Genomic DNA, 26209 nt, shown 5'->3' with positions numbered 1-26209 from the left:
TGAACGTATTGATTTTTAAACGTATTTTTTTTAACAAAGCATCTATTTTATACATAGTCAGTTTATTTATTGTATGTACTTCGGTAATTATGGGCGTATTTATTGGTACAGTTTCGTTAACCGTAGGAGATACAATCAAAATTATTATTGGCCACCTTACCGGGCTATCCTTATATCACGGTCCGGAAAACATGGATTTAATCATTTGGCAAATTCGTTTTCCAAGAGTACTGGTGGCATTTTTAGTAGGAGCTTCGCTTTCAATAGCAGGGGCTGCCTTTCAAGGGCTATTAAGAAACTCTCTTGCCGATCCTTATACGATCGGGGTTTCCTCAGGTGCAACCCTTGGCTCTGTCATGGCAATTTATTTTCATTGGAGTATTTTTGGTTTGTCTATCTTCACGCTGCCTGTAGTCGGCATTGTATCTGGTTTTATTACTCTTCTTTTAGTTTTTGGTATTACGAAACTCGCAAGCGGCAATTTGGCCAATGAAACCATCATCTTAGCGGGGATTATTTTATCATCCTTTATGAGCGCACTTATTTCATTAATTGTGGCTCTTTCTCCCGAAGAAGATGTAAGGCAGGTTTTATACTGGCTAATGGGAAGCGTATCAATGAGAGGATGGTCTCATATTCAAATTTTAGGGCCGTTCTTTTTGATCGGTACAATTATGCTGTTGTTACATGTAAAAGAGCTGAACGGCTTAGCATTTGGCGATCAATCCGCTCAGTTTATGGGAATAGACGTAAAGAAGAAAAAAAGAATGATTTTAATAGGGGCATCCGTATTAACAGGGGCTGCGGTATCAGTATCTGGGGCAATTGGATTTGTTGGCTTAGTTATCCCCCACGTAGTGCGTCTCGTAGCGGGAGCTAATCATAAGCATGTACTGCCGCTTTCTATTTTAATTGGAGGAAGTTATTTGGTTTTAGCAGATTTATTGGCACGAACGATATTAGAACCTCGTGAATTGCCGATTGGAGTCGTAACCGCCTTAATTGGTTCGCCAATTTTTACCCTGCTCCTTGTAAAAGAACGTATGCGGAAGAGAGGAATATCATGATTGAACTATATAATGTGACAGGAGGATACGATAAGCAGCAGCCAACCGTTCGTGACATCACGTTCACCGTAGACAAAGGTTCTTTTGTCGCTTTACTAGGACCAAATGGAAGCGGGAAAACAACGCTTATTCGCTTAATTATGAATGTATTAACCATTCAATCAGGAGAAGTGAAGGTGGAAGGAAAGTCAGTGAAGGCTTATTCACCAAAACAACTGGCGCAAAAAGTTGCAGTCATGACGCAAGAAAATCAAATTGGGCTAGAATTTACGGTTCAAGAAATTGTTTCACTTGGACGTTACCCTTATCAGGCAAAAGGATTGTTTAGCACTGTATCAGCACAGGATGAAGAAGTGGTGGAAAGCGTGATGAAATTAACAAACGTCTGGCACTATAGAAATCATACTTTTCAATCGCTAAGCGGTGGAGAAAAACAGCGGGTTTTACTGGCTAAAGCACTAGCGCAAGAACCTGACTACTTACTTCTTGATGAACCAACGAATCACTTAGATGTAAAACATACAATGGAACTGCTTCAGCTGTTAAAAACTTTACAGCAGGAAATGAGCTTAACGGTCCTGGCCATTTTGCATGATCTCAACATCGCCTCGCTGTTTGCAGATAATGCCGTGTTGCTGAAAGATGGAAGAGTAGAAGAAACTGGGATGGATGCCATTTTTAAGGATGCAGCTACGTTAAAAAGAGTATATGGGGTTGATTTGCATGTATTTCACCATCCCGCTGTGAACAAGCGACAAATTGCTTTTGTGCCGCCGTATCAATATCCAGAGACGGACTTCCATGAGTTGTATCAGTTACAAAAGGAACCGGACAACCTATGTTTATCCTTTGTTCGTCCTTTGAGAACTCTTTCACTGGGTTCAAATGAAACAGGTCTAGACTGGTGTCAAGAAATTGTTCAACAGCAAAGCAGTGCTAACGCGGCGTGGAAATCTGCGTCTTTATATAGTCATGAAGTTCGCTTAAAAGACGATAAAGGTTACTCGTGGCTGGCTGTGCTGACACATGGACAAAAAGAAAACGAAGTAAATATTGTTCTACTAACAAATGCGCCGCTTTCGGACGGGAACTTACTTCATGCTGCGATGAAGGTAATTGAGTACCGAGCTTTCTTAGGAAAAACAGGACGTATTGTTGTAGCATCATCTCATCATAAAGAAGAAAATCAAGAAGAAATTTCAGAGTTCTTGATGGAACGCCTCCAAAAAGAATTACAACTATTTATGGAAACAAAAATGACCGACAGTTGCTTTAAATAAGCAGTAGCGGTCATTTTTTATTCTTCGGAGTGATCATCAGACTTTTCTGTTTCAACTCCTGAACTCATCGTTGTCTCAGTTGTATGTTCATCAATCTTTTTTTCTTTTAGCTTAACAGAAAACAAGTCTTTGACTTCTTCATCTACTTGATCAGAGTCAGCGCTGTAAGTGGTGCCGATGTTTAAGTGACCGGTCAAATCTTTAATGCCTAGCTGGCCGAAATTATTACTAAGATCAATTTTGTCTAACAATACTTTTTCGACCATGATTTTTTCAACAACAATGGACTGCTTTGGCTGAGTTATTTCATCAATCTTTTTGTCAAGAGTTTTCACCATCTCATATAAGGCTGTATTGGACGATTCTTCCTTTAACGCAGAGAGCTGATTTTGAATAGCTTCGAAATTAGGAGCTGACTGCATAGCCGAGAGTAAATGAGCTGTTTGCTCGTGCAGTTGAGACAGTGATTGAATAAGGTGAGCTGATTCATTTAATTGCTGATGAAGCTCTTCTATTTTAGGGATCGCGTCGGTTAAACGCGTCACTTGATCAATAATTCCCTGCAGGTTCAGCGCTGAATCTGACGAAAGAGCAGGTTTTGTGAATTCAGCTTCAGCAGAGGTCTTAGGCTCCATTTGGCTAGGCAACTTCTTTGGCTGTTGAGGGGGTTTTTTTAGATTAGACTGTTTTTTAGCTTTCATCTTTTCGGGTAATTCTTTCCGCTTTTGATTAGAACGTTGGTCTATGGGACCTGCTTTTTTTTGAGTTGGAAGGGAAGACGGATTTATTTTACGGACTGTTTCAATTTTAGGCGATTGTTTAAACCACTTAGAAAACATGAAATTCCCTGCCTTTCATGCTACGTATAGTTCTGCACAATAAATTACAAATCAAATTTCACATGCAAAAGACCATCTTTAAATGATGCGTGACACGGCGCTTCCCCTACAGCAGGCGGAAGGATGATTGATCGTTGAAACGTTCCTTCACGTCTTTCTTTGTGAAGAACATTTGCATCCTTCACGGTTAAAAGAGATGAACCGGATATGTGTAAAGTATTTTCGTGCATGGTCAATTCGACATCTGTTCGTTTAGCACCGGGTATTTCAATTACAACTAACAGCTGATTTGCCCATTCATATACATCAATTAAAGGATAATCTCGATACTCATTTACAATTTGAGGAGAAGCATCTGCTTCCGTATCATTCTGTTCTTCATGATCATCATCAAAAATCTTTTCCCAAAATTTCGTATGGTTTTCTTCTTGTAACGTTTCTGCCCACTTTTTAAATTTTCCATGATTCATATTTGTCACCTTCTTAAGAAAAATAAAACAAGGCCTTTTGCAGCTTTCTATTTTATATGTATGCATGAAAATAGAAAAAAACGTCCACTTTAATCTAAATCGTGGACGTCTATTTGAGACATAGGAATATTAACATGTTTAGGCATCCGGATTTCCAACACTCCGGAACGATATATGGCGCGCGTGCCTTTTTTACGAACCGAACAAGGAAGCTGAATTTCTTCTTTGAAGGATTCTTCTCCATCTATTCCTTCAATCGTACACACATATGGCGTATGATAGACTTTAATGCTTGATACAATATCACGGTTAGGGATTTTTAGCTGTACAATGCATTCATCTAATGTATTGATGACGTTTGAATCAAATCTTCTTGGCTTTTGTCCATGACCTTCAGTTCCCATATCCTGCTGTTCTTTCATCATGTCTTGGGCTTGCTTAAAGAATTCATTTCCTTGCATAAAATCCGGAAAAGAATGGGACATCGTAGAAGAAATCATTTGCTGAATATACTTATTCATGTCTTTAGATGCCATTCCTTTTGGGATATTTTCCATCATTCCTTTAAAGGGAGATTTTCCAAATGGAAACATATTTACACACCTCCTTGTAATGTGCCAAGTAAAACGCCAAAATTATTAAAGCTAAATTTGATTTCCAATTGGAGCTGAAGGGTTTGCAATTTGATCTTGATCGCTTACATCAGGATCTAACACGCCTGTATTCATTTGAGAGCAAGTAGGAGAGAAGTTACCTAAAGAGAAATTCGCGCCGTTAAACTTTGAGTTCGCCGTGTGACTGTTTTGAATGGTGGAACCAAAATCAATATTTGCGTTTTGCGTGACACCGTTTGTTACGATATTAAAACCGTTAATTTGAAGAGGCATAAAGAGACTCCTTACTGTTTTTATTCATTCCGCTCTGACTATCGCGTTAAGAGAGAATGTATTCACCGTTTGTCGTCATGCTGTTGACAAGCATTGCCCTATATCACTGCTGATAACCATTGACATGATCAACGTTTGCAATATCTGTTTGGTCATTTGTATCAGGATCGATATAAATGTTTCGCATTTTCGAGGAAGCAGGTGAGACATCGCCATAAGAAGAGTTCGTACCAGTGGATTTTGAATGAGCCGTGTGACTGTTATGGAGTGCTTCGCCAATGTTGACAGAACCGTTGCTTGAGATACTGTTGATCTTTAAATTATAAATGTTAATAACACTTGGCATACGCTCTCACCCTTTTCTATGGTTGATTAATGTATCCTATGATGATAAGTGCCTAAACGTTCACAATTCCTCATAACTAAAATCGCCTTTTCCGATTGAAGGAAAAAGCGATTGAGAGAGGATTACTTAATGATATGATGGGCTTATGAAATGGGTGCAATACGATAATTCTTTTTTTCTAAAATGTAAGAGATGCTTTGTTGGACAGTGGAAAATGTTCGCCAATTAAACTGAGAATCTACAAGCGAAAGAGCCATTTTTGAAGAAAGACCAACAATAAGGCAAGTGGTACCAATCAAACGCAAAGCATCGTGAAGCGTGTTAATATAATAACCGTGTTCTTCATCTAACGAATGAAGGGAAGATAAATCAATAAGCAAATAGCGCGCCTGTTCTTTTACAACTGCCTCCAATACCGTTTCAGTTAGCTTCTTTCCACGTTCTATATCCATCTTACCGGTAATGGGCACAGCTAAAACCTCGTCCCATATCTTTAATAAAGGCGTGGACAAATCCTCAATTAACCGTTCTTTTTCAAGCTCTGCCTCGGCTTGATCTGTAAAGTCTAATAGCATAAGCAAGTAGCCATAACGCTCGCCGTCTTTTGTATCAATAGGGTGAATCACAGCTTCTGCTACGTATTGACTGCCAATCGTTATACGCGTTCGGTAGGTTGTATGAAGAGAGGTGAGTAATTTTTCCGCTTCTTCAGAATTGGAATGAAAGAAGTCCATATGCTTTCCAATTAACTCTTCGATATGAGATAACTGGTAGATTGGGAGTACTGGCTGGAGTGTTTCAATTGCTCTTGCATTCATCCACTGCACACGATAGTCTTTATCTGCAATGATCATGGTTTCTTGAATATTTTCTAAAATCAAATGTCCATTAAGCTTTTGTGGAAGTCGTCCAATTCCATTCATTCTCCATCTCTCCTTATGTGTGTATTAAGTTTATGTACATCTACTTTATATTTTACAGTGAAAAGAATGAAGAAGGCTATAAGAAATTTCTTAACGTGTATAGGGATCATGGTATGTAAAAAAACGTAGGAGTAAGCACTCGCTTCAATCAAAAAACTCCCCTGTGCAAAAGGAGAGTTCACCTTACTCATATGATTTAATAAAATCAACGTTGTATTTTTCAACGCTTGATAAGTGGGAATCTCTAAATGATGAATCAGGCGTATACCATGACTTTTCATAAAAATAGGCTTGAAGATCTTTCGATTTAAATACATACCCATGCCGCGCATAGATTTCATTTCGAGCTAGCCTTAGTTCACTCGAGCTCAAACTGCTAATATCTCTATAGCTTAATTTGTAAGAATCCGAACCAGGAAGAATATAAGAGCTTGAAGTAGCATAAGAGCGCGGCCCAGGCACGATCACTTCTCGTTCTTTTATGACGGTTTTTTCCTTTTCGACGGGCGGCGTTTGTATATTTAACATAATACTTTCTTCACTTTGAATAGTGTAGGGACTGCTTTTGAACGTTGTGCCGTCTTTTTGCACTTCAGCATGAACAGTGACGCTTCCATCCGTGGCAACAGGCCCTATTTGTGATGAGCTATTCACCTGCAGTCCCGTGCTTTTTCCATTTACGAATAAAATAGCGTCATCTCTATTCGATGAGATTGTAACGTAAGCCCCTTTAAATACCACAGATATATTTTCTTCTTTTTGCCGGTGAAAATTTACAGTGGTTTGATCTGTAAGTTTTCCGTAAGAGCTTTCATAATAAGCCGTAAGCGGGTAATTTCCAATCATAAAAGGCCCTATTTTTTGCGTTTGATTCTTGGATATCGATTGTTTTGTATCATTGACTGTAACCGTTGCATCCTCTGGCGTAGTGAGGGAGATATAATATGATGACGGCACAACCACGTACTGTTTTTTGAAGAGTAGTGAATGTTTCTGTTCTTTTATTGTGAAGTAGATACTCGATTTATTTTTTAAATCATTTTCAACGTCTCGTAAAATAGAACCATCGGAAGTTGCATCTAACAGTGCTTGAATAGATGTGTCATTAATAACTATAGTAGACTGCGAAGAGTCTAATAACTCTCTTAACACAGCTGTATCTTTCGATTCTAATGCCTCAATAAAGCGGTCAGCCGTCTTTTCTTCTGAGCCAGAGAAAAAGAAAGAAAATACAAAAGTTAAAAGAAGTATAAGCGCAATACCTCCGCCAATATACGAGCTCTTTTTATGCTTAGCTGCAGCTGGCGACACGGTGAAAGAAAAGCCGCAGTTATTGCAAAATAATTGGTCTGTGCTTGCACTGGCCCCGCATTTTGGACATTGATTCATTCACACCATTCCTTTCTTTTCATTCCATTAAATGTATGGAACGTGTAGGTAAAACAGACCATTATAAATTGGAAAAAGAATAGATTCAACAAGAAAGATAAACACACCAAACATGCACAGAAAAGGTGAGGTATGCTATGATAAGAACTATATATTAATCCGATAGGGACACTCTGTCATATAAAAAGGAGATGAAGCAAATGAGTGTTTCATTTGTAAATAAAAATCAAGAGTCTACGTATGAAAAATTGCTGCCTCTAGTCGAAAAATTTAAGAAACGAGCTTTTAAAATAGATGAAGAAGGTACGTTTCCCTTTGAAAATATTCAAGAGTTAAAAGAAGCGGGCTATACACGTCTTTCTCTCGAAAGCAAATATGGCGGAAATGAATTACGCCTTTATGATTTTTTATTATTTCAAGAATTAATTGCTCAAGGAGATGCTTCTACGGCTCTTAGTATTGGATGGCATATGGGGATTACAATGGACTTGCGTGAAAAACAGCCTTGGAATCAGCAAATCCTCGATTTTATTTTTAAAGAAATAGAAAAAGGTGCACTTATTAACACCGCTGCTACTGAACCGAAGACAGGAAGTCCTACTCGAGGAGGAAAACCGGAAACGACAGCCGTAAAAACAAAAGAAGGCTGGCGAATCAACGGCCGAAAAACATTCACCACGATGTCTCCAGTGTTAAATTACTTTTTGGTAAAAGCAAGCATTGAAAGTGAAGAAGAGATCGGCTTATTTTTAATTCCTCGTGAAACAAGCGGACTTTCAATAGAAGAAACATGGGATATGATTGCAATGCGCGGGACAGGAAGTCACGATCTTGTGCTAGAAAACGTCGATATTAAACACGACTTTCTTGTTGAACGCCTCGGTGGTTTTAAAAAGAATGAGCCAAGCGGCTGGCTTCTTCATATACCAGCTTGCTACATGGGTACAGCCATCGCAGCAAGAGATTATGCTGTCGCATTTGCTACAGAATATTCGCCTAATAGTATTGAAGGGACGATTAGCGAGTTGCCAAATGTGCAGCGTCTAGTAGGAGAGATGGAACTTGAACTCATGCAGGCGCGTCACTTTATGTACGGCGTGGCAAGTAAATGGGATGAGACCAGCGACCGAGCAGCATTAGCGGGAGAGTTAGCAGCTGTCAAACACGTAGTGACCAATAGTGCCTGTACGGTTGTCGACAAAGCCATGCGCATAGTAGGAGCGCGAAGCTTGCAGCGCAGTAATCCGCTGCAGCGTTATTATAGAGACGTGCGTGCCGGGCTTCACAACCCTCCAATGGATGATATGACGATTGTTAATTTAGCGAAGCAGGCGTTTACTAGATAAAACTTAATAACATGTTAAATGATGAAAAACTGCTTATTATAGGCTATTCTATAATAAGCAGTTTTTTCGTTGCAAGAGGAGGAATTGAAGATGAAGTCCGTAAGAGAAATTCAGCTGACACCCTATAATATCGCGTGGGAAAAGGAATTTTCAAAAGAAGCTGCCACCTTAACAACTATAATGTCAGCTCAAGTTTTAGAGGTTCATCATATCGGAAGCACTGCTGTTCCCGGCTTAAGCGCAAAACCGATTATTGATTTACTTATTGAAGTGAAAGATATAAAGAAAGTAGATACATATAATCAGAGGATGGAACAGCTTGGTTACGAAGCGAAAGGTGAAAACAGCATAAAAGGAAGACGATACTTCCAAAAAGGCGGAAATGAAAGAACGCATCATGTTCATATTTATGAAAAAGGCCACCCAGAAATTAATCGGCATATATGGTTTCGAGATTATCTGCGTACTCACCCTGATACAGCAAAAGAATACGAAACGTTGAAAATAGAACTAGCGCATCGCTATCGCTTTGAACCAGAAAAATATGTGGAAAATAAAACGAATTTTATTCATAAAATAGATGGGCTAGCTTTAAAATGGAGAAAGGGAAGCAGCAATAAGAATAGGAAAGATGATCTTAGATAAAAAGGAGGAACGAGTTTGACTCCAGTTCTAAATCGACAGACAAATACAGGCAAAAAGAAAAAAACAATATGGATCAGTCTGATAGCCTTTGTTATTCTTTGTTTTGTAGTTTGTACGGTAATTTCTCTTTATGTAGGCATAAGCCTGACAAAACTAGATAAAAATTCTGCTGTGAAAAATCCTGGTGATTACGGCATGCACTATAGCAATCAAGTATTTTTGAGCAAAGACGGAATAACCCATTTAAAAGGATGGATGATTGAACCAACGGAGCAGCCAAAAGCGACCATTATTATGTCACATGGATACGGAAATAACCGTGAAGCACAAGGAGCTGGCTTTCTGCCCCTGAGTAAAGAATTTGTAAAAGCGGGATATCGGGTAGTCATGTTTGACTTTAGAGATTCAGGAGACTCAGAAGGAAATCAAACGACGATTGGTGTAAAAGAACAGCTCGATTTATTAGGCGTTATTCAGAAAATAAAAGAAACAACAAAAGAGCCAATTGTGCTCTACGGCATTTCAATGGGAGCAGCCACTTCTTTATTAGCAGCTTCTCAAGATGACGACGTAAAAGCAGTGGTAGCCGATAGTCCTTTTAGTGATTTAACCTCTTATTTAAAAGAAAACCTATCTGTATGGTCTCATTTACCAAACTTTCCGTTTACACCGCTGACAATGGCTATTCTTCCTGTTATTGCAGATGTAAATCCTGCTGAAGCTAGTCCCATTAAAGCGGTCGAGCATATTTACCCTCGACCAATTTTATTTATACACAGCACAGGAGATACAAAAATTCCTTACACTGAAAGTGAAAAAATGGCTAAAACGCACCCGGATGCTTTTCACTTCTGGAAAACTGATAAAGCAGAACACGTTCAAAATTATCATGTATACAAAAAAGAATATGTAAAGCGCGTATTATCTTTTATTGAGCAATCGCTGTAAAAAAAAGAGGCTGGGACAAAAATATTTTAGACGAAATGTAAAACGAACCATTAATCAAGACTTTTGATTAGTGGTTCGTTTTTTTTGTTAGGACAAACGTAGATTTCATGTGTGTAAATCTTTCTAGCAGTTGATTGGAGGACAAGACGAAGACTCCTGGGGGAAAAGCGGAACAGGTGAGACCCCTCAGGAGCGAAAGCGACGAGGAGGCTCAGCGGCCGCCTGCGGAAAGCGAAGTCTTGCACGGAAATCAACTGCGGTGTCTCAAGCAGTTCAGCTCATATATCCCATTTGTTCATCTTTAGATGGGATTCATTTCGTTATGTCTCAACCTCTTTTAGCCGTTGATTTTACCTTGTTCTATAAGCTCAGCATATAAATTACGAAGAATGTAGGTTTTATAACTTTCTAGCTTTCTTCCATCAATTTTAGAGATATTGGCCGCTTTTAACTGCTGAACAAACCAGCCCTTTGAATAGATATGAGCCATTGTTAATCACTCCTTCAAAAAGATCCACTCTAAATAATTAACTATATTCATAAAAGGAACTAAAAAGAAGTGAACGAAGCAAATGAATTGACGTTCATTTTTTACAGCGTTATACTGCTCTACAGCTACATAAAAGGAGGAAATGAACAATGAGTAAACAGTATATAAACGTAAATGGCGTTAATTTGCACTACATAAGCAAGGGACAAGGAGAGCTTATGCTATTTCTTCATGGGTTTCCTGACTTTTCGCATATTTGGCGACACCAGATAGACGAATTTTCTAATGATTTTCATACAGTTGCTTTGGATTTAAGAGGATATAACTTATCTGAAAAGCCAAGCGGACTAGAATCATACGAGATTGATGTATTAGTAGAAGATATTCGCCAAGTGATTGAAGGCTTAGGATATAGCTCCTGTACGCTAGTTGTACACGACTGGGGAGCAGGAATCGGGTGGACATTTGCTTATCGCTACCCGGAATATGTACAAAAATTAATTGCTTTTAACGGTCCGCATCCTTATACATTTATGCGTGAGCTTAGAACAAATAAAAATCAGCAAAAAGCAAGTGAGTATATGAAATGGTTTCAAAAACAAGAAGCACAGGACTATATGGAACGAGACAACTTCTCAGGTTTGCGTAAGCTTGTGATCGACCCAGGTGTAAAAAAAGGATATCTAACAGCTGATGATGTTCAAGCATACATGAACTCTTGGGAAAATGGCTCTGTGCTGTCAATGCTAAGTTATTACCGCAATTTAAAAATCTTCACGGAAGAAGATCTTCAAAGAAAATCTTTGTTTCCGTTAGAAGAGGAAGTGTTAAACATCCCTGTACAGATTATTTGGGGAAATCAAGATCCTACGTTTATGCCTGAAAACTTAGATGGCATTGAAGAATATGTGCCAAACATATCTGTTCATCGATTAGCTGAAGCATCTCATGCTCCTCAGCATGAAAAGCCTCAAGAAGTAAACGACGTGATGTGGAATTTTTTAAATAAGTAAAGAAAAAAAGAAAGGTTTCCTCTAGAAACCTTTCTTTTTCTTTTGAATTTAAAATAATTTTTTAAAAAGTGATCCAACAGAATAAGGTGATCGTTAGGTAAGTATAAAAGGAAGGAATTCTTGAAAAAAGGCGGGTAAAAACTTTTTAAAAAAAGTGATCTATCTGAACAAAGCGTCCGTTAGATAAGTAGAAAGGGAAGGAATTATTCAAGAAGATGACATTAAAAAATTTTTTTAAAAAGAGTGATCCAACGTCACTCAGCAATCGTTTAGTAGATAGAAAGAGAATACTTCCTAAAAAGAATCATTAAATGTGAGGGAACATGAAGGTTTAATATATAGAATATTCAAAATGTTCAATCTATTTAATGATTTAAGATGTAGTAAGAATGAAAAAAGTGGCGTATATCAATCAACTAAAAATGAGGAGAGTGGAAAATGATGAAATTAAGTAAAAAATTAATGATCCCTGTACTAGGAGCTTCACTATTGATGCCGACTATTGCAAATGCAGAGGAAGCAAAACCAACGGCAGTAACAAAAGCTTCAGATCTACGAGCGAACTTAGACTACCTATTATCTGAACACTTTACGCTTGCCGTTGCCGCTATGACAACAGCTTATGATGGTTCTAAAGATGCTGACGCTGCGTTCAAAGCACTCGATCAAAATGCCGTCGACATGGAGCCAGCTATTGCTTCTATCTATGGTGATAAAGGAGCGGCTGAGTTTGAACGAATTTTCAGAGAACACAACAATTACACAGATGATTTTGTAAAAGCAACAAAAGAAAACGACAAAGAAGCCATGGCGGAAGTAGATAAAGAAGTAGATCAATTCGTGAATGAATTTGCTAAGTTTCTAAGCACTGCTACGGAGGGTAAACTCCCTGAAGATGCAGCAAAAGAAGCGCTTCGCGTGCACGAAGATCAAGTAAAAGAAACGTTTGAAGATTATGTAGAAGGTGACTATGAGGCAGCCGCGAAGACATACCGCGAAGGATATCAGCAGATGTTTGCAATTAGTAAAGCGTTATCAAATGCAATCGTAACACAAATGCCTGATAAATTCGACAATACAAAAGTAGATACACCAGCAGCAGATTTACGTTCTTCATTAAACAGCTTAGCAGCAGAACATTTTGCTCTAGCAACAATGGGAATGGAAAAAGGGTTTAACGGTTCAAAAGATTACGACTATGTTAGCTGGTTAGAAAATGCCAACACAGCAGATTTTAAAGCTGCAATTGGCTCAGTATATGGCGATGAAGGAGCTGCACAATTCGAAAAAATTTGGCAAGGAGATCACATCAATGCCCAAGCTGAATTAGTAAGTGCACAAGTAAAAGGCGATGAAGCAGGAGAAAAAGCTGCAAAAGATAAGCTCCATAAATTCGCGCAAGAATTTGGTACATTCTTAGGAACAGCAACAGATGGAAACCTTCCAACTGCAGACGCACAGGCAGCTATAAAAGCACACGAGGATACGGTTATTAAAACATTTGAACAATATGCATCCGGTGACTACGCTGGAAGTTATGATACGTATCGTGAAGGGTATAAATTAATGTTTGGTGTTGGCCAAGCTTTAGGTGAAGCAATCGTAAAACAAAACCCCGATAAGTTTGCTGAAACAGCTATGCCAACAGATATGCCGAAAACAGGTATGGGCGGGGCATCTGAATCAACGATGAATCCACTAACAGCGATCTATATTGCACTAGGTTCGTTAGCTGTGTTAACAGCTGGAGTTATTTTACGCAAGAAACCAGTAAGCAAATAATATTTTTTCTCCTTTTCCTTATGAATTAAAAGTCAAGAGTCCTGAAAAAAAGAAGAGAGGCTGTTCTCTCTTCTTTTTTATAAACAGCTGTGAAATGAGGTGACGATGTGAAAAAAGCGATTGTTCTCGCCTACTGTATATTAAGTTTAGTCCTGCTTGTTAGCGGCGGACTATATTTTAAAGAACAAATGGTAGAAGCAAAAGAAACAAAGCAACAGGCTGCAGCTAAGCAAAAAGAAAAAGAAGCACAATCAAAGGATCTAAAAAGCCGGGTAACGCTTGAAGAAGAATTTGCTGTACTAAAAAAGCATAAAACAGAAGCCAAACAGTTAAACAAAGAATTCAAAGGAATCATCCCTGAAAAAGTGTCCATTCCTGCTGTTCATGTGGAGGCTTCAATTGAAGAAGTAGGATTATTAGACAGCGGTGAAATGGCAGCTCCATCTACAGAAAATGGAGTTGCTTGGTTTGAACCAGGAGCTAAACCTGGCGTAAAAGGAAATGCTGTATTAGCAGGACACGTAGACAGTAAAACCGGCCCTGCCGTCTTTTACAACCTAAAAAACTTAAAAAAAGACGATGAAATTACCGTAAGAGATGCACAGGGGACCACACTTACTTTTGTTGTTAAACGTATAAAAAGCTATCCGCGAGATAAAGCACCTCTAAACGAAATTTTTGGGTACAGCAACAAACGTAATTTAAACCTAATTACGTGCACAGGCACGTTTGACCGTGCGGAAGGAACCCATCAAGAGAGGTTAGTTGTCTATACAGAACTAAAAGCTGACCAAGCAAAAGAATTGGAGCGTGAAGCAACTGCACCACAACCTCCTACACATGTAAAGATGAGCGGTAATTTGCTTACGTGGTACGCGGTACGAGAAGGTAATATTATCGGCTACCGAATTTATAAAAAGAATCCAGGCGGAACATTTGTCCATATTGGCAGCGTTTCGGAATTTGAGCGAAAAAGCTTTGCTGACTCCGACGCATCTCAAGCTCGTTACTATGTAACAGCTGTTAATGAGTCAGGAAAAGAGTCCGCTCCGTCTAGTATAGCGAAATAACAAAAAGCTCTCTTCAAACGGAGGGCTTTTTGTTATTTTTGATTGTCGATTAAAAAGATATCTTCTGCCTTTCTATTTATCTAAATGCTATTAGTTTTAATAGATAAATAAAAATTCCTTAAAAATAATACTTGAATAATATAAATATTCAGATTATTATGTACTAATAATCTTTTTTGGTAATTAAAAGGAAAAATCCAAAAAATTCTAAACGAAAAAGGAGAGAAAGTATGGCACAACCTAATTTGCAAACAGAGCAAAAATCGCATCCAACAACCTTTCTAGACAAACTATTAGGAAGGGTAGAAGCAATCGGAAACAAACTACCTGATCCTTTTATTTTGTTTGTATGTCTAGCGCTTATTATCGTAGTAGCATCTGTTGCTATTAATAGTATGGGAGTAACGGTGGTCCATCCCGGTACTAATAAGACTCTTCCAATTAAAAGTTTGTTGTCGCATGAAGGCATTCAGTATATCTTAACATCGATGCTGACCAATTTCACTGAATTTAAGCCCTAGGACTTGTACTTGCTATGATGCTTGGAGTCGGACTTGCAGAAAAAGTAGGTCTGCTTGAAGTGGCCATAAAGAAAACGATTTTGAATGCTCCAAAAGCTCTTATTACATACGCCATCATTTTTACAGGAATTATGGCCAACTTAGCGGCAGATGCCGCTTTTGTCATCGTGCCTCCGCTTGCCGCAATGATTTTTTATACAGTAGGAAGGCACCCGCTTGCTGGATTAGCAGCAGGATTTGCTGGGGTGGGATCAGGCTTTACAGCGAATCTTATTATATCCGGAACCGACGGATTGTTATCAGGCATTTCTACTGAAGCTGCTAAAACAATTGACCCAAGCGCTGCTGTCAGTCCTGCAGCGAACTGGTATTTCATGGCGGCTTCTGTATTTGTTTTGACCGTTATAGGAGCGATCGTCACCGAAAAGATTGTAGAACCTAGGCTGGGCAATTATAAAGGGAAAAAACGCAATGATTTTGGTGAAATTAGTGAGGCAGAAGCAAAAGGATTAAAAAACAGTATCGTTGCTACATGTATTTATGTCGCTGTACTAGCTGTTTTCTTATTTTGGCCCAACTCTCCTCTACGAAATGAAGACGGTGGAATTGTGCCATCTCCTTTTTTAGATGGTATCATTCCGATCACGCTGCTGTTTTTTGTGGTAGTTGGCTCTGTTTACGGAATAACAGTAGGGAAAATCAAAAGTTCTAGAGATGTACCTGCTTATATGACTGATTCGATGAAAGATATGGCTAGCTATATTGTTCTTATTTTTGCGGCTGCTCAATTTATCGCTTACTTTAATTGGACTAATATTGGAACGTGGATTGCAGTAGAAGGAGCGGATGCATTAAAAGCACTAAATCTAACTGGACTTCCAGTTGTGGTTGGTTTTGTATTTTTAACTGTTGTTCTAAGCCTTCTTATTTTTAGCGGCTCCGCTCAATGGGCGCTAGAAGCACCTATTTTTATTCCATTGTTCATGCTGTTAGGATACAACCCTGGATTTATTCAAGCAGCATACCGAATAGCGGATTCTTCCACGAATGTAATCACTCCTTTAAATCCATACATGATTGTTATTTTAGCCTTTATGAAAGAATACGAGCCTAAGGCAGGACTTGGCACAATTATTTCACTTATGCTTCCTTATACTCTAGCTTTTTTAGGAATTTGGATTGTTATGTTGCTTATTTTTGCAGTATTCGGTATTCCTCTAGGGCCTGGTGTATATATGTATTTGTAAAGAAAAATCCTCTTCTACTCCAAGAAGAGGATTTTTTTATGTCAGAAACTCTAACACAAACAAAAAATAGTTCAGCTTATGTGTACATAGGAGAATACATAAGAAAAAGAAAACAGTATGAAAAAATAAAAGTTTTCTGAATAAATTTGCAAAAAGTAGTTGCTAAATACATATAAATCAAATATGATAGTAAACATAACAAGAGATGTTATATAATCTAACATTAAATTTAGGGGTTATTTATTCGTACTTAAGGGGGAAATCATCATGCAAATGGGCGATTCAGTATTTATGTTTTTTTCAGCATTATTGGTTTGGATTATGACACCAGCTATTGCATTGTTTTACGGGGGCATGGTTCGAAGTAAAAATATGTTAAGTACCGCGATGTATAGCGTAGGTTCTTTAGCTGTTATATCTGTTCTTTGGATAGTGGCAGGCTATTCGTTAGCTTTTTCTACCGGTGGCAATGCTTTTATTGGTAACTTGGACTGGGTGGGATTAAAAGGAGTCGGGTTCACTCCAAACGGGGACTACAGTGCTACGATCCCGCATAATATGTTTATGATGTTTCAGCTGACATTTGCTGTACTAACAGTAGCTATTATCTCTGGAGCTTTTGCAGAGCGCATGAAGTTTTCAGCATTTATCTTATTTGCTATCCTATGGTCATTATTTGTATATGCACCAGTAGCACACTGGGTTTGGGGAGTTGGCGGATGGCTTCGTGAACTAGGAGCTATTGACTTTGCCGGAGGAAACGTCGTTCACATTTCATCAGGTGTAGCAGGATTAATTCTAGCTCTTGTTGTTGGAAAACGAAAAAATGCCGATGCCGCAGCACCTCACAATTTACCGTTAACTCTTTTAGGCGGAATGCTGATTTGGTTCGGGTGGTTTGGTTTTAACGTTGGAAGTTCTTTAACTATTAACAGCGTTGCAATGACGGCTTTCATTAACACGAATACAGCGGCAGCAACAGGAATTATCGGCTGGCTTGTAGTAGAGTGGATTATCAATAAAAAACCTACGCTGCTTGGAGCCGTTTCGGGAGCGATTGCTGGACTTGTAGCTATTACACCAGCTTGTGGATTCGTTACACCGTTTGCCTCTATTGTAATTGGTTTTATCGGCGGAGCAGTTTGTTTCTGGGGTATCTTCTCACTTAAAAAGAAAATCGGTTACGACGATGCGTTAGATGCATTTGGTCTTCACGGTATTGGGGGAACATGGGGAGGTATTGCAACAGGTTTATTTGCCACAACTTCTGTAAATGACGCCGGTGCGAATGGTTTATTCTACGGAGATCCAAGTCTACTTTGGAAACAGCTGGTGGCTATCGTAGCAACGTACCTATTTGTCGGTATTGCTACCTTCATTATTGTTAAAGTGGTTGGATTAATCGTATCTCTGCGTGCGACACAAGAAGAAGAAACGCTTGGGCTTGATATTACGCTGCACGGTGAAAGAGCGTATCACGAATCAAATATGTAAAAGGGGTGGACACAGTGAGTGATGTTTTAACAAAAATTGAAATTATTACACGCCCTTCAAAGTTTGAAGAGCTTAAGCAAGAACTGGCGAAAATTGGCGTTAGCGGTATTACAGTTACGGATGCACTGGGGTGCGGGTTGCAAAAAGGCATTACGGAGCTTTATAGAGGCGTTAAAAAACAAGACAATATGCACGCACGAATTAAAGTAGAAATTGTGGTGTGCGAAGTTCCGGTATCTGACGTTGTTGATAAAGCAAGAAAAGTACTAAATACAGGTCAGCCTGGAGATGGGAAAATATTTATCTATGAATTAAAAAATGCCATTAAGATCCGAACAGGGGAAGAAGGATCACAGGCATTACGAAATAATAGTTAAACTTAGGGAGAAAGAGAAAACAAAGGGTCATATAAAAGGTGCATACTATGCACCTTTTTTTAGGTTGAATAGTTACACGGCATGTTTCCTTACGGTGACATGCTTTTTTGTTATATATATAGCCAAAAAGTATATCGCAAAAAATAAGTGAATATAATTAAAATTATTTTTATAAAATTAAGAAAATTATAAAAATATGTGTCATTGTTACTGACAAGTTTGGTGAAATACTGCTGTTTATCCTTTTATAATAGTAAAAAATAACTATATTTTTACTTTTATTAGTTTCTCTTTATATATGAGAGCAAATCGATTATGAAAGGATGTGAAAAAAGATGTACATAAACAGCAAGCTGTTTCACCGTTTTCAGAAATGACATTTGTTGCAAAGATAAAAAGCGTTCTAGACGCGAACAAAGGGAGGGAAAATCGTTATAAAAGACTAGCCGCTATTAAGCGTTTTATAACGATTACTACATGCTAAGTAAAAAAATGTTATCTATTTTAGCAACAACGGTCTTATCGGTAGGGTTTGTAGCTGGCTGTGGGAGCAACAGTACATCGGGAGAAGATAAAGGCAGCAATGTTATAAAAATTGCTACGCAAAGCCCTTTGTCAGGAGGTAGTGCGACGTTAGGTGAAGCAATCAAACTGGGAGCTCAGCTAGCTCTTGATGAAGAAAAAGACACGTTTAAAAAATTAGGATATAAACTTCAGCTTGTACCGTATGACGACCAAGGCGACCCGAAAAAAGGTGTAGCGAACGCTCAGTTAATCGGATCCGATAAAGCCGTCTATGGAGTGATAGGACATTTAAATTCAGGGGTTACCATTCCTTCATCTGAAACGTATGAGAAATATTCAATTCCAATGATTTCTCCTGCAAGTACAGCAACGGACGTAACAGACCGAAAGTTAAAAACGGTTAACCGCATTGTAGCGCGCGATGACTTCCAAGGGCCTGCAGGAGCTGAATATGCTGTTAAAGAGTTGAAAGCAAAAAATATTTTTGTCATTCAAGATAAAACAGCTTACGGACAAGGGCTTGCAGATGCTTTTAAAACAGCAGCTGAAAAAGAAGGAGCAAAAATTGTTGGATTTGAAGGAATTACGGTTGGAGAAAAAGATTTTAACGGTGTGTTAAATCAAGTCTCTAAAGAAAAGCCGGATCTCGTTTATTTTGGTGGTCTTTATGCAGAAGGCGGACTTTTAATTAAACAAGCTCGTGACAAAGGAATTACCGCTAAGTTTATGGGAGGGGATGGCTTAGACTCATCAACTTTAGTTGATATTGCCGGAGATGCTGTAAAAGATACATATCTTACGTCAGTAGCAGGCGATGCTTCCAAGACGCAATTCGCTAAAAATTATGAGAAGAAATTCAATAAAAAAGTAGAGTCATATTCTGTATACGGGTATGATTCCATGAAAGTTATGCTTCAAGGTATTCAAAAAGCAATTGAAGACAATGATAAAAAGCTTCCTTCTCATGAAGCAGTACGTGACGCCGTACGCGGTATTACAGAATATAAAGGAGAACTTACGCAGGTAGGATTTGATGAGAAAGGAGACAATAAATACGCTAAAATCTTTATCTATAAGTTTGACGCTCCTTCGTACCCAGCTAAATTAGAAGGAGAAATCTCACAGTAAACCTTAGAAAAGAAAGGTATGGATGTTCCGTACCTTTCTTTTCTTAAAATCGATTTTATAGGACGAAAGGGACGAGGTTATATGTTTGCTCATATTATACAAACACTGCCGCAAGTGTTAATTGACGGACTAACATTAGGAGCTGTATATGCAATTATTGCCCTAGGTTATACGATGGTATATGGCATTTTAGAACTCATCAATTTTGCACACGGCGAAATTTTTATGTCAGGCGCCTTTATCGGAACCGCTATTTTAATAGGGTTAACAGGCGTAGGTTGGATTGCAGCTTTTCCAGCTGTTGTGACGTTACTTTTAGTTCTTCTTATTACGAGCGTTGCGACTGGGTTTCTTGGTATGGGAATTGAAAGAGTAGCTTACCGCCCCCTGCGCAAGTCTTCTAAACTAATTACACTTATTACAGCTATCGGAATGTCGTTTCTATTACAGGATTTTGTGCGCTTCATTACGGAACTTAAGAATGGTAACTATATTGTTAATACCCCTGCTTTATTTTCAGGAAAAGTATTGGTTAGTGCTTCTTCTCTTTCATCATCATTTGATGATGCTACATTTAAAGTAACGTTTATCGTAGTGTTACTTGTTGCTTTTTGTTTAATGATCGGACTTGAAATTTTCGTCAATCGGACCAAATGGGGAATGGCAATGAGAGCTGTAGCTCAAGATCCCGATACAGCTTCATTAATGTCCATTAATGTAAACAAAGTTATTTCTCTTACTTTCTTTATTGGTTCGGCTCTAGGAGGCGCGACCGGTGTGTTATTTGCGCTTCATTACGGAACAATTGATCCTTACATTGGGTTCATATTAGGATTAAAAGCTTTTACAGCAGCTGTTTTAGGAGGTATAGGCAATATACGAGGCGCAATGTTTGGAGGGCTAATGCTTGGCATTCTTGAAATGTTTGCAGCTGCGAATTTATCCACAATCACCGGCAATGTTTTAGGAGCAGAGTATAAAGATGTATTTGCATTTGCCATTTTGATTTTGGTGTTAATTTTTAAACCAGAAGGCTTATTTGGAAAAGCCGTTACAGAAAAAGTGTAGGTGATGAAGATGAAAAAAATAATGAGTAGGCTTGAAGGAAACAAAAAGGCGCAAATCATTCTATTTTTTATATATGTAATTGCAACAAGCGGTAGTTTAATGCTTGCCCAAAAGTCCGTTGTCGCATTTTTACTTCTTTTATTTTCATTATTACTTCTGTATTTTATGTCTCTTTCTACTAAATTAAAATGGCTAATAGCAGGGGTCATTTTAATTGTGCTGCTTCCTTTTTCAGCTAGCCAAGGCCCTGCTTATGAATCCTATATGGAAGTATCTACACTAGTAGGCATCTATATTGCTATGGCACTTGGGTTGAACATTGTAGTGGGGTTAGCCGGATTATTGGATTTGGGATTTGTTGCTTTCTTTGCAGTTGGGGCTTACACGTATGGAATTTTTGCGACCAATCAAGCTGCTAATTTTATGCCTTTTGGTACGTACCCATTATCAGGAGAAAGCTTTTGGTTTTTTATTATTGCAGGGTGTCTAATAGCCGCTTTATTTGGAGTTTTGCTTGGTATACCTGTGCTGCGCGTAAAAGGAGACTATCTAGCTATCGTTACGCTTGGATTCGGGGAAATTATTCGAATTGTATTTAACAATTTGGATAAACCAATCAATATTACAAACGGAGCAATGGGGCTGTCCTCCGTGACGCCGCCTTCTATTTTTGGGATTAACTTAGTATATCCAAGTCAGTTTTATTATGTAGTATTAGTCATCTTAGGGGCGGTTATTTTTATTGTACGGCGATTTGAATATTCTAAAGTAGGACGATCGTGGAAAGCAGTTCGAGAAAATGAAATTGCAGCTCAAGCGATGGGAATTCACCTTGTCAGAACAAAGCTGCTTGCGTTTGCTATCGGTGCCTCTTTTTCAGGCATGATGGGAGTGGTCTTTGCCGCTAAGCAAACCTTTGTTGATCCAACCAGCTTTACGCTGTTAGAATCTATCACGATTTTAGTTATGGTTATTTTAGGAGGAATGGGGAGCGTTCCAGGCGTCATACTTGGAGCGGCGGTTGTAACCATTCTTAATCTTCAAGTATTAACGGAGCTCACCGATTGGTTTAATCAACTGAGTTTAAACGGAGTTATCTCTATACCGGATGCACTTTCGCCAGCTAAAATGCAGCGATTTATTTTTGGCGGACTTCTTATTCTATTTGCTCTATACAGGTCTCAGGGATTGATTCCTGCTAAACAGCCTACGTTCGATTTGAAAGAGCTGAAAGAAGAAGCGGAAGAAGAAGAAATACAGCCTGTGATTTCAACGGCTGAGAAAAACGTCAATCTATAGAGGTGAAAGAAATTGTCTATTTTAGAAGTGAAAAATGTAACCAAGGCCTTTGGCGGTTTAGTTGCCAATCAAGACGTAACAATGGATATTCAAAAAAATTCAATAACAGCTGTAATAGGACCAAACGGCGCTGGAAAGACTACATTTTTTAATATGGTGACAGGTGTTTATCAGCCAACCTCAGGTGATATTATGTTAAATGGTCAATCTATAACAGGCCTAAAACCTCACAGCGTATCAAAACAAGGGATTTCTCGGACATTTCAAAACATCAGGTTATTTAGTAATATAACGGTGTTAGAAAATGTATTAGTTGGGATGCACAACCATTTGAAAGCAACCACTTTTGAAACGCTGTTGAATTTACCTCGAGCAAGAAGAGCGGAAAAATTAGCTAAAAAAGAAGCGTATAAGCTGTTAGAATACGTTGGGCTAGAAGCTTTATATAACGAAGTAGCCAATAACTTATCGTATGGAGCGCAACGCCGACTCGAAATTGCCAGAGCGTTAGCTACTAGACCCTCACTGTTATTATTAGACGAACCGGCTGCTGGTATGAATCCGCGTGAAACAAAAGAGCTGACAGATCTTATTCACACGATACGAAAAGACCGGGAAATAACTATTTTATTAATTGAGCATGACATGAAGCTCGTCATGGAAATTTCTGATCGTATTATTGTATTAGACCATGGAATAAAAATTGCAGAAGGAAATGCTGAACATATCCGTACGCACCCGAAAGTGATTGAAGCCTATTTAGGGAAGGGAGCGGCAGGGGAGATAGACAGAAAGGAGAAAAGTACATGACTCTATTAAAGTTAACTGAAGTTGACACCTTTTACGGAGGAATTCAAGCGCTTAAAGGAATAACGATTGATGTAGAAGAAGGAGAAATTGTGACTCTTATTGGAAGCAATGGAGCCGGTAAATCTACCACACTAAAATCCATTAGCGGTCAAGCTCCTGTCAAAGCAGGTAGTATCGTGTATAAAGGCACCCACATCACGAAATTCCCTCCTCACCAAACGGCCCAGCTAGGAATAGCTCACGTGCCAGAAGGAAGAAAGATTTTTCCTAAGATGACGGTAAAAGAAAATTTAACCATCGGAGCCTTCTCGCTATCTAATAAAAAAGTAATAGAAGAAAATATGACTAGAGTACTCACATATTTTCCAAGGCTAAAAGAAAGATTGACTCAAAAAGGAGGAACGATGAGTGGCGGTGAACAGCAAATGCTAGCCATCGGGCGAGCGCTTATGATGAATCCCACTATGCTTATGCTAGATGAACCTTCTATGGGGCTTGCTCCTATCATTGTAGAACAAATATTTGAAATCATTATGGAATTAAATAAAAGCGGAATGACGATTTTACTCGTGGAACAAAACGCTTATCAAGCACTGCAAATCGCGCACCGAGGCTATGTGATTCAAACGGGAGAAATTATTCTGCAAGGGAAAGGCTCGGAATTAATTCATAATGAAAAAATAAAAGAAGCTTATTTAGCTTAAAAAACAAACCGCATCGGGTTTTAACGCTGCGGTTTGTTTTTGTTCACAAGGGATGATTTGGATAAAGCAGCTAAGCATTGCTATTATCTGGTTTAGTTTCTTAATTAAGTAGGGAACGTTTAAAATAAGATTATTGAATAAGTGAGTAATTAGATAACCTCCTAGCTGAAAGAAATGATTCAATTTAAAGCTTTTTTATAAAAAACAAAAAAAGTTGAAACTTTTTTCATTAAAAAACGTTTATAAAGTAATAGAAAAAAATGGGTACGGTTATTTACACTCAAAAAGGAAGTGAGAGCGTGGCGACGCTGAAAACTAATTATTTGACTGACTTATGCTTAATCTATAGAGAAAGTCAATTTTATGTAATGCAAATACCTAGTTTCTACAAAAAAATGGCTAGCAAATACTTTCAGTTTCAGCCCCAAGAAAAAATAATTGCGTATTTACACAGCTCTTTTATAGCAGGCCTAGATAAAAGGGGAATTTGCTTTACAAATAAGGGGATTTACTGGAAAAGCAGAGGGATGAAAAAAGGAAAAATGTTATGGGAAGAGTTCGCTAACATTCAATCCATTACCATTCGAAAAGAAGAAATGATTTGTTTTAATGACGTGGAGAAATTTCAAGTCAATCAAAACGATTACTCAGCTAGAAAGCTAGTATCTCTATTAAAAAAAATCAAGAAATTTATTCGCACTCATTCCTATGAATATATGTGTCAAGACTATATATATCCGTGTGTATCCTCAAAAGAATTAACTTCTATTTGTTCATCTTTTCAAATTCATCAAACCCCTGATCCAAAAGATGCGTTGTCGGTAGAAGGACAACTATGTGAAGAAGTTGAAAAAGAGATGCGAAACAGGCTCTATTTACCTGCTAAAGAAAAAATTGTAGCTCATTTAAATACATATCCTCTTCAAAAAAACGAGGGGATTACCGTTTGTTCTAAAGGAATTTATTTCTCAAAATCTTTTAAAACAGTTTACTACCCTTGGCACTTATTTCGCCACGTAAGTATTTCAGTGGAAACCGAGGAATTAAAAATTGCTAAAAAACATTCGTTATCTCTCAACTCAGCTGCCGTATCAAGCGGGGAAGTAATGCTGTTTCTCAAACAAATTAAACAGCATGTGCAGGCTTTGCATGAAAAAGAAGTCGATATTAAACAAGATAATAAGTTTGCATGGAAAATGTTAATTTAAAAAACAGGTTACGCGTAATCTGTTTTTTGTTTTATAGTTCTTTAGAATCATTTATTTGGAATATTGAAAGACATCATACAAGTAAACAAGACTAGAATATTGGAAGTTAAGAAAATTTTTCCATGACTATAAGGTTAATTTTACCAAAATATCTTTTTCGTTTGGATAATTATGCTAAAATAGAGCTCGAGTTTATTTTAAGGAGCTGACAACAAGATGGAACGTAATTATTCAATTGATTTTATTAAGTTTTTTGCTACAGTGTTTGTGGTTTGTATTCATGTTAATCCATCACATGACGATTTCTTTTTAGGGAACCAGGAAAATGTGCTAGATGTCATTGTTGACACATTTGCACGATTCGCGGTTCCTTTTTTCTTTATTGTATCAGGGTATTTGTTTATGAATAAAATTCAAAAACATCCAAAGCCTTCTGCATACTTAAAAAAATACACGTGGAATATTTCAAAGCTTTATGCATGTTGGTTCGTCTTTTATTTATTGTTTGGTGTAGTTCTGCGCTTATTTCAGAACCACGGAACATTAGCAGAACGAAAAGGTGCAGTAGCTGATTATCTAACATCATCCATCACATTCAAAGATATCTTTTATTATGGAAGTGACACAAGTGGATTTCAGCTTTGGTACTTGATTGCATTAATTTGGGCTGTTGTCATCGTTTTCTTATTTCAAAGATGGAAAAAGATTGGCTTATTAATGCTTATCAGCACCGTATTATATGTAACTGGGTTATTTGGGCAGTCTTATTCTTTATTTTTTCCACTTTCTTTTCAAACGAGAGATGCCCTGTTCTTTGGTTTGTTCTATACAGTATTAGGAGCTATGTTTGCCCTTTACGGTAAGCAAATTCTGTCAGTATTAAACGCAAGGCCAATGGTTTATTTAGCCAGCTTTTTTGTGTTTTCAGCGTTAGAGATCGCCGAGCGTTACTGGTTGGTCAATATCCAGCACGGCAAGCCCGGAGACTATTTTATTTCTACGATTTTTTTATCGGCATCATTGTTTTTATTCGTATTGAGCAGTCCAGCTCTTGGCAAAAACTCGTTTTTTTCAAAAGTTGGGAAAAATTCAGTTGGCATTTATGTAGTGCATATATGTATATTAAATGAGACCTATCGATTGCTTCGTTCTATAGATTCTTCTTTCTTTACGAATAGTGTCGTTGCCTACGTACTTATCGTTCCAGCAGTTTTTTGGTGCTCGTACTATTTATATAGAGGAATTCAATGGACAAAGGAAAAATTACATGTGAAGCCGCACAAACATCCAATCACAAAACTACAGCATAAATAAAAAGAGCTGGCTAACTAAG

At 38.1% G+C, this 26209-nt stretch carries 25 protein-coding genes and 1 pseudogene; 18 read left to right on the top strand and 8 right to left on the bottom strand.

From position 1 onward, the window contains the following. Positions 1-8: 8 nt before the first annotated feature. Together MKY06_RS15025 and MKY06_RS15020 are read left to right on the top strand one after the other, a co-directional pair. Entirely contained in the window at positions 9-1067 is a 1059-nt protein-coding gene (locus tag MKY06_RS15025) for a FecCD family ABC transporter permease (protein WP_013057631.1), read from the top strand. Further along, a complete protein-coding gene (locus MKY06_RS15020) occupies positions 1064-2347 on the top strand; it encodes an ABC transporter ATP-binding protein (RefSeq protein ID WP_098288057.1) in 1284 nt (427 codons plus the stop codon). Before MKY06_RS15025 ends, MKY06_RS15020 begins: the two co-directional genes overlap by 4 nt. Positions 2348-2364: 17 nt before the next feature. Here MKY06_RS15020 and MKY06_RS15015 read toward each other — a convergent pair whose 3' ends face one another. From MKY06_RS15015 to MKY06_RS14985, 7 genes are all read right to left on the bottom strand, one after another. Then, complete coding sequence (locus tag MKY06_RS15015) at positions 2365-3186, bottom strand: hypothetical protein (protein ID WP_340960899.1); 822 nt, start codon at positions 3184-3186, stop codon at positions 2365-2367. Between the two features lie 44 nt (positions 3187-3230). After that, a complete protein-coding gene (locus tag MKY06_RS15010) occupies positions 3231-3656 on the bottom strand; it encodes an Hsp20/alpha crystallin family protein (RefSeq protein WP_013057628.1) in 426 nt (141 codons plus the stop codon). Positions 3657-3745: 89 nt separating this feature from the next. Continuing rightward, on the bottom strand, positions 3746-4249 hold the full coding sequence (locus tag MKY06_RS15005) for an Hsp20/alpha crystallin family protein (RefSeq protein WP_013057627.1): 504 nt from the start codon (positions 4247-4249) through the stop codon (positions 3746-3748). Between the two features lie 51 nt (positions 4250-4300). Next, positions 4301-4543: a spore germination protein gene (locus tag MKY06_RS15000; RefSeq protein ID WP_057273451.1), complete on the bottom strand. Its 243-nt coding sequence runs from the start codon at positions 4541-4543 to the stop codon at positions 4301-4303. Positions 4544-4646: 103 nt separating this feature from the next. After that, complete coding sequence (locus MKY06_RS14995; RefSeq protein ID WP_013057625.1) at positions 4647-4889, bottom strand: spore germination protein; 243 nt, start codon at positions 4887-4889, stop codon at positions 4647-4649. A 143-nt stretch (positions 4890-5032) separates the two neighbouring features. Beyond that, positions 5033-5812 (bottom strand): STAS domain-containing protein, encoded by a 780-nt coding sequence (locus tag MKY06_RS14990; protein WP_013057624.1) that lies wholly within the window; start codon positions 5810-5812, stop codon positions 5033-5035. Between the two features lie 183 nt (positions 5813-5995). Further along, complete coding sequence (locus MKY06_RS14985) at positions 5996-7201, bottom strand: TcaA 3rd/4th domain-containing protein (RefSeq protein ID WP_098278751.1); 1206 nt, start codon at positions 7199-7201, stop codon at positions 5996-5998. A 200-nt stretch (positions 7202-7401) separates the two neighbouring features. Between MKY06_RS14985 and MKY06_RS14980 the strand changes: the two genes are divergently transcribed. The 3 genes from MKY06_RS14980 (at position 7402) to MKY06_RS14970 (ending at position 10140) form a co-directional block, all read left to right on the top strand. Beyond that, a complete protein-coding gene (locus tag MKY06_RS14980) occupies positions 7402-8547 on the top strand; it encodes an acyl-CoA dehydrogenase family protein (protein ID WP_098278752.1) in 1146 nt (381 codons plus the stop codon). Positions 8548-8637: 90 nt separating this feature from the next. Next, entirely contained in the window at positions 8638-9192 is a 555-nt protein-coding gene (locus tag MKY06_RS14975) for a GrpB family protein (RefSeq protein WP_013057620.1), read from the top strand. A gap of 15 nt (positions 9193-9207) precedes the next feature. Further along, a complete protein-coding gene (locus MKY06_RS14970) occupies positions 9208-10140 on the top strand; it encodes an alpha/beta hydrolase (RefSeq protein WP_098399523.1) in 933 nt (310 codons plus the stop codon). Positions 10141-10477: 337 nt separating this feature from the next. On the opposite strand, the gene MKY06_RS14965 is transcribed toward MKY06_RS14970, so the two are convergent. After that, on the bottom strand, positions 10478-10630 hold the full coding sequence (locus tag MKY06_RS14965; protein ID WP_013057618.1) for a YflJ family protein: 153 nt from the start codon (positions 10628-10630) through the stop codon (positions 10478-10480). A gap of 149 nt (positions 10631-10779) precedes the next feature. On the opposite strand from MKY06_RS14965, the gene MKY06_RS14960 reads away from it, so the two are divergent. From MKY06_RS14960 to MKY06_RS14900, 13 genes and pseudogenes are all read left to right on the top strand, one after another. Continuing rightward, the gene (locus MKY06_RS14960; protein ID WP_057273447.1) at positions 10780-11643 is read left to right on the top strand and encodes an alpha/beta fold hydrolase; all 864 of its coding nucleotides are present in this window, start codon (positions 10780-10782) and stop codon (positions 11641-11643) included. Positions 11644-12081: 438 nt separating this feature from the next. Beyond that, the gene (locus MKY06_RS14955; protein ID WP_014459522.1) at positions 12082-13425 is read left to right on the top strand and encodes a hypothetical protein; all 1344 of its coding nucleotides are present in this window, start codon (positions 12082-12084) and stop codon (positions 13423-13425) included. Between the two features lie 107 nt (positions 13426-13532). After that, positions 13533-14495: a class F sortase gene (locus MKY06_RS14950; protein ID WP_098278754.1), complete on the top strand. Its 963-nt coding sequence runs from the start codon at positions 13533-13535 to the stop codon at positions 14493-14495. 230 nt (positions 14496-14725) lie between these two features. Further along, positions 14726-16263, top strand: a pseudogene (locus MKY06_RS14945) (AbgT family transporter). Between the two features lie 267 nt (positions 16264-16530). Then, entirely contained in the window at positions 16531-17757 is a 1227-nt protein-coding gene (locus MKY06_RS14940) for an ammonium transporter (RefSeq protein WP_013057612.1), read from the top strand. Between the two features lie 14 nt (positions 17758-17771). Further along, complete coding sequence (locus MKY06_RS14935; RefSeq protein ID WP_013057611.1) at positions 17772-18134, top strand: P-II family nitrogen regulator; 363 nt, start codon at positions 17772-17774, stop codon at positions 18132-18134. A gap of 477 nt (positions 18135-18611) precedes the next feature. Further along, positions 18612-19787, top strand: coding sequence for a branched-chain amino acid ABC transporter substrate-binding protein (locus MKY06_RS14930; protein ID WP_013057610.1), 1176 nt, complete (start codon positions 18612-18614; stop codon positions 19785-19787). Positions 19788-19868: 81 nt separating this feature from the next. Continuing rightward, a complete protein-coding gene (locus MKY06_RS14925) occupies positions 19869-20855 on the top strand; it encodes a branched-chain amino acid ABC transporter permease (protein ID WP_098278765.1) in 987 nt (328 codons plus the stop codon). A 9-nt stretch (positions 20856-20864) separates the two neighbouring features. Beyond that, positions 20865-22154, top strand: a complete 1290-nt coding sequence (locus MKY06_RS14920) for a branched-chain amino acid ABC transporter permease (RefSeq protein WP_098278755.1) — start codon at positions 20865-20867, stop codon at positions 22152-22154. A gap of 12 nt (positions 22155-22166) precedes the next feature. Beyond that, positions 22167-22964 (top strand): ABC transporter ATP-binding protein, encoded by a 798-nt coding sequence (locus tag MKY06_RS14915; RefSeq protein WP_098278756.1) that lies wholly within the window; start codon positions 22167-22169, stop codon positions 22962-22964. After that, a complete protein-coding gene (locus tag MKY06_RS14910; RefSeq protein WP_098278757.1) occupies positions 22961-23668 on the top strand; it encodes an ABC transporter ATP-binding protein in 708 nt (235 codons plus the stop codon). Before MKY06_RS14915 ends, MKY06_RS14910 begins: the two co-directional genes overlap by 4 nt. 527 nt (positions 23669-24195) lie before the next feature. Beyond that, positions 24196-24876, top strand: coding sequence for a hypothetical protein (locus MKY06_RS14905; protein WP_340960895.1), 681 nt, complete (start codon positions 24196-24198; stop codon positions 24874-24876). 216 nt (positions 24877-25092) lie between these two features. Further along, on the top strand, positions 25093-26190 hold the full coding sequence (locus MKY06_RS14900; protein ID WP_098278759.1) for an acyltransferase: 1098 nt from the start codon (positions 25093-25095) through the stop codon (positions 26188-26190). The last annotated feature ends 19 nt before the right edge of the window (positions 26191-26209 follow it).

Origin of the sequence: Priestia sp. FSL P4-0332 (assembly GCF_038005845.1) — a bacterium.
In the GTDB taxonomy this organism is placed as follows: domain Bacteria; phylum Bacillota; class Bacilli; order Bacillales; family Bacillaceae_H; genus Priestia.
The sequence above is the reverse complement of the archived record's forward strand: the minus strand, read 5'-3'. Positions and strand labels throughout refer to the sequence as shown.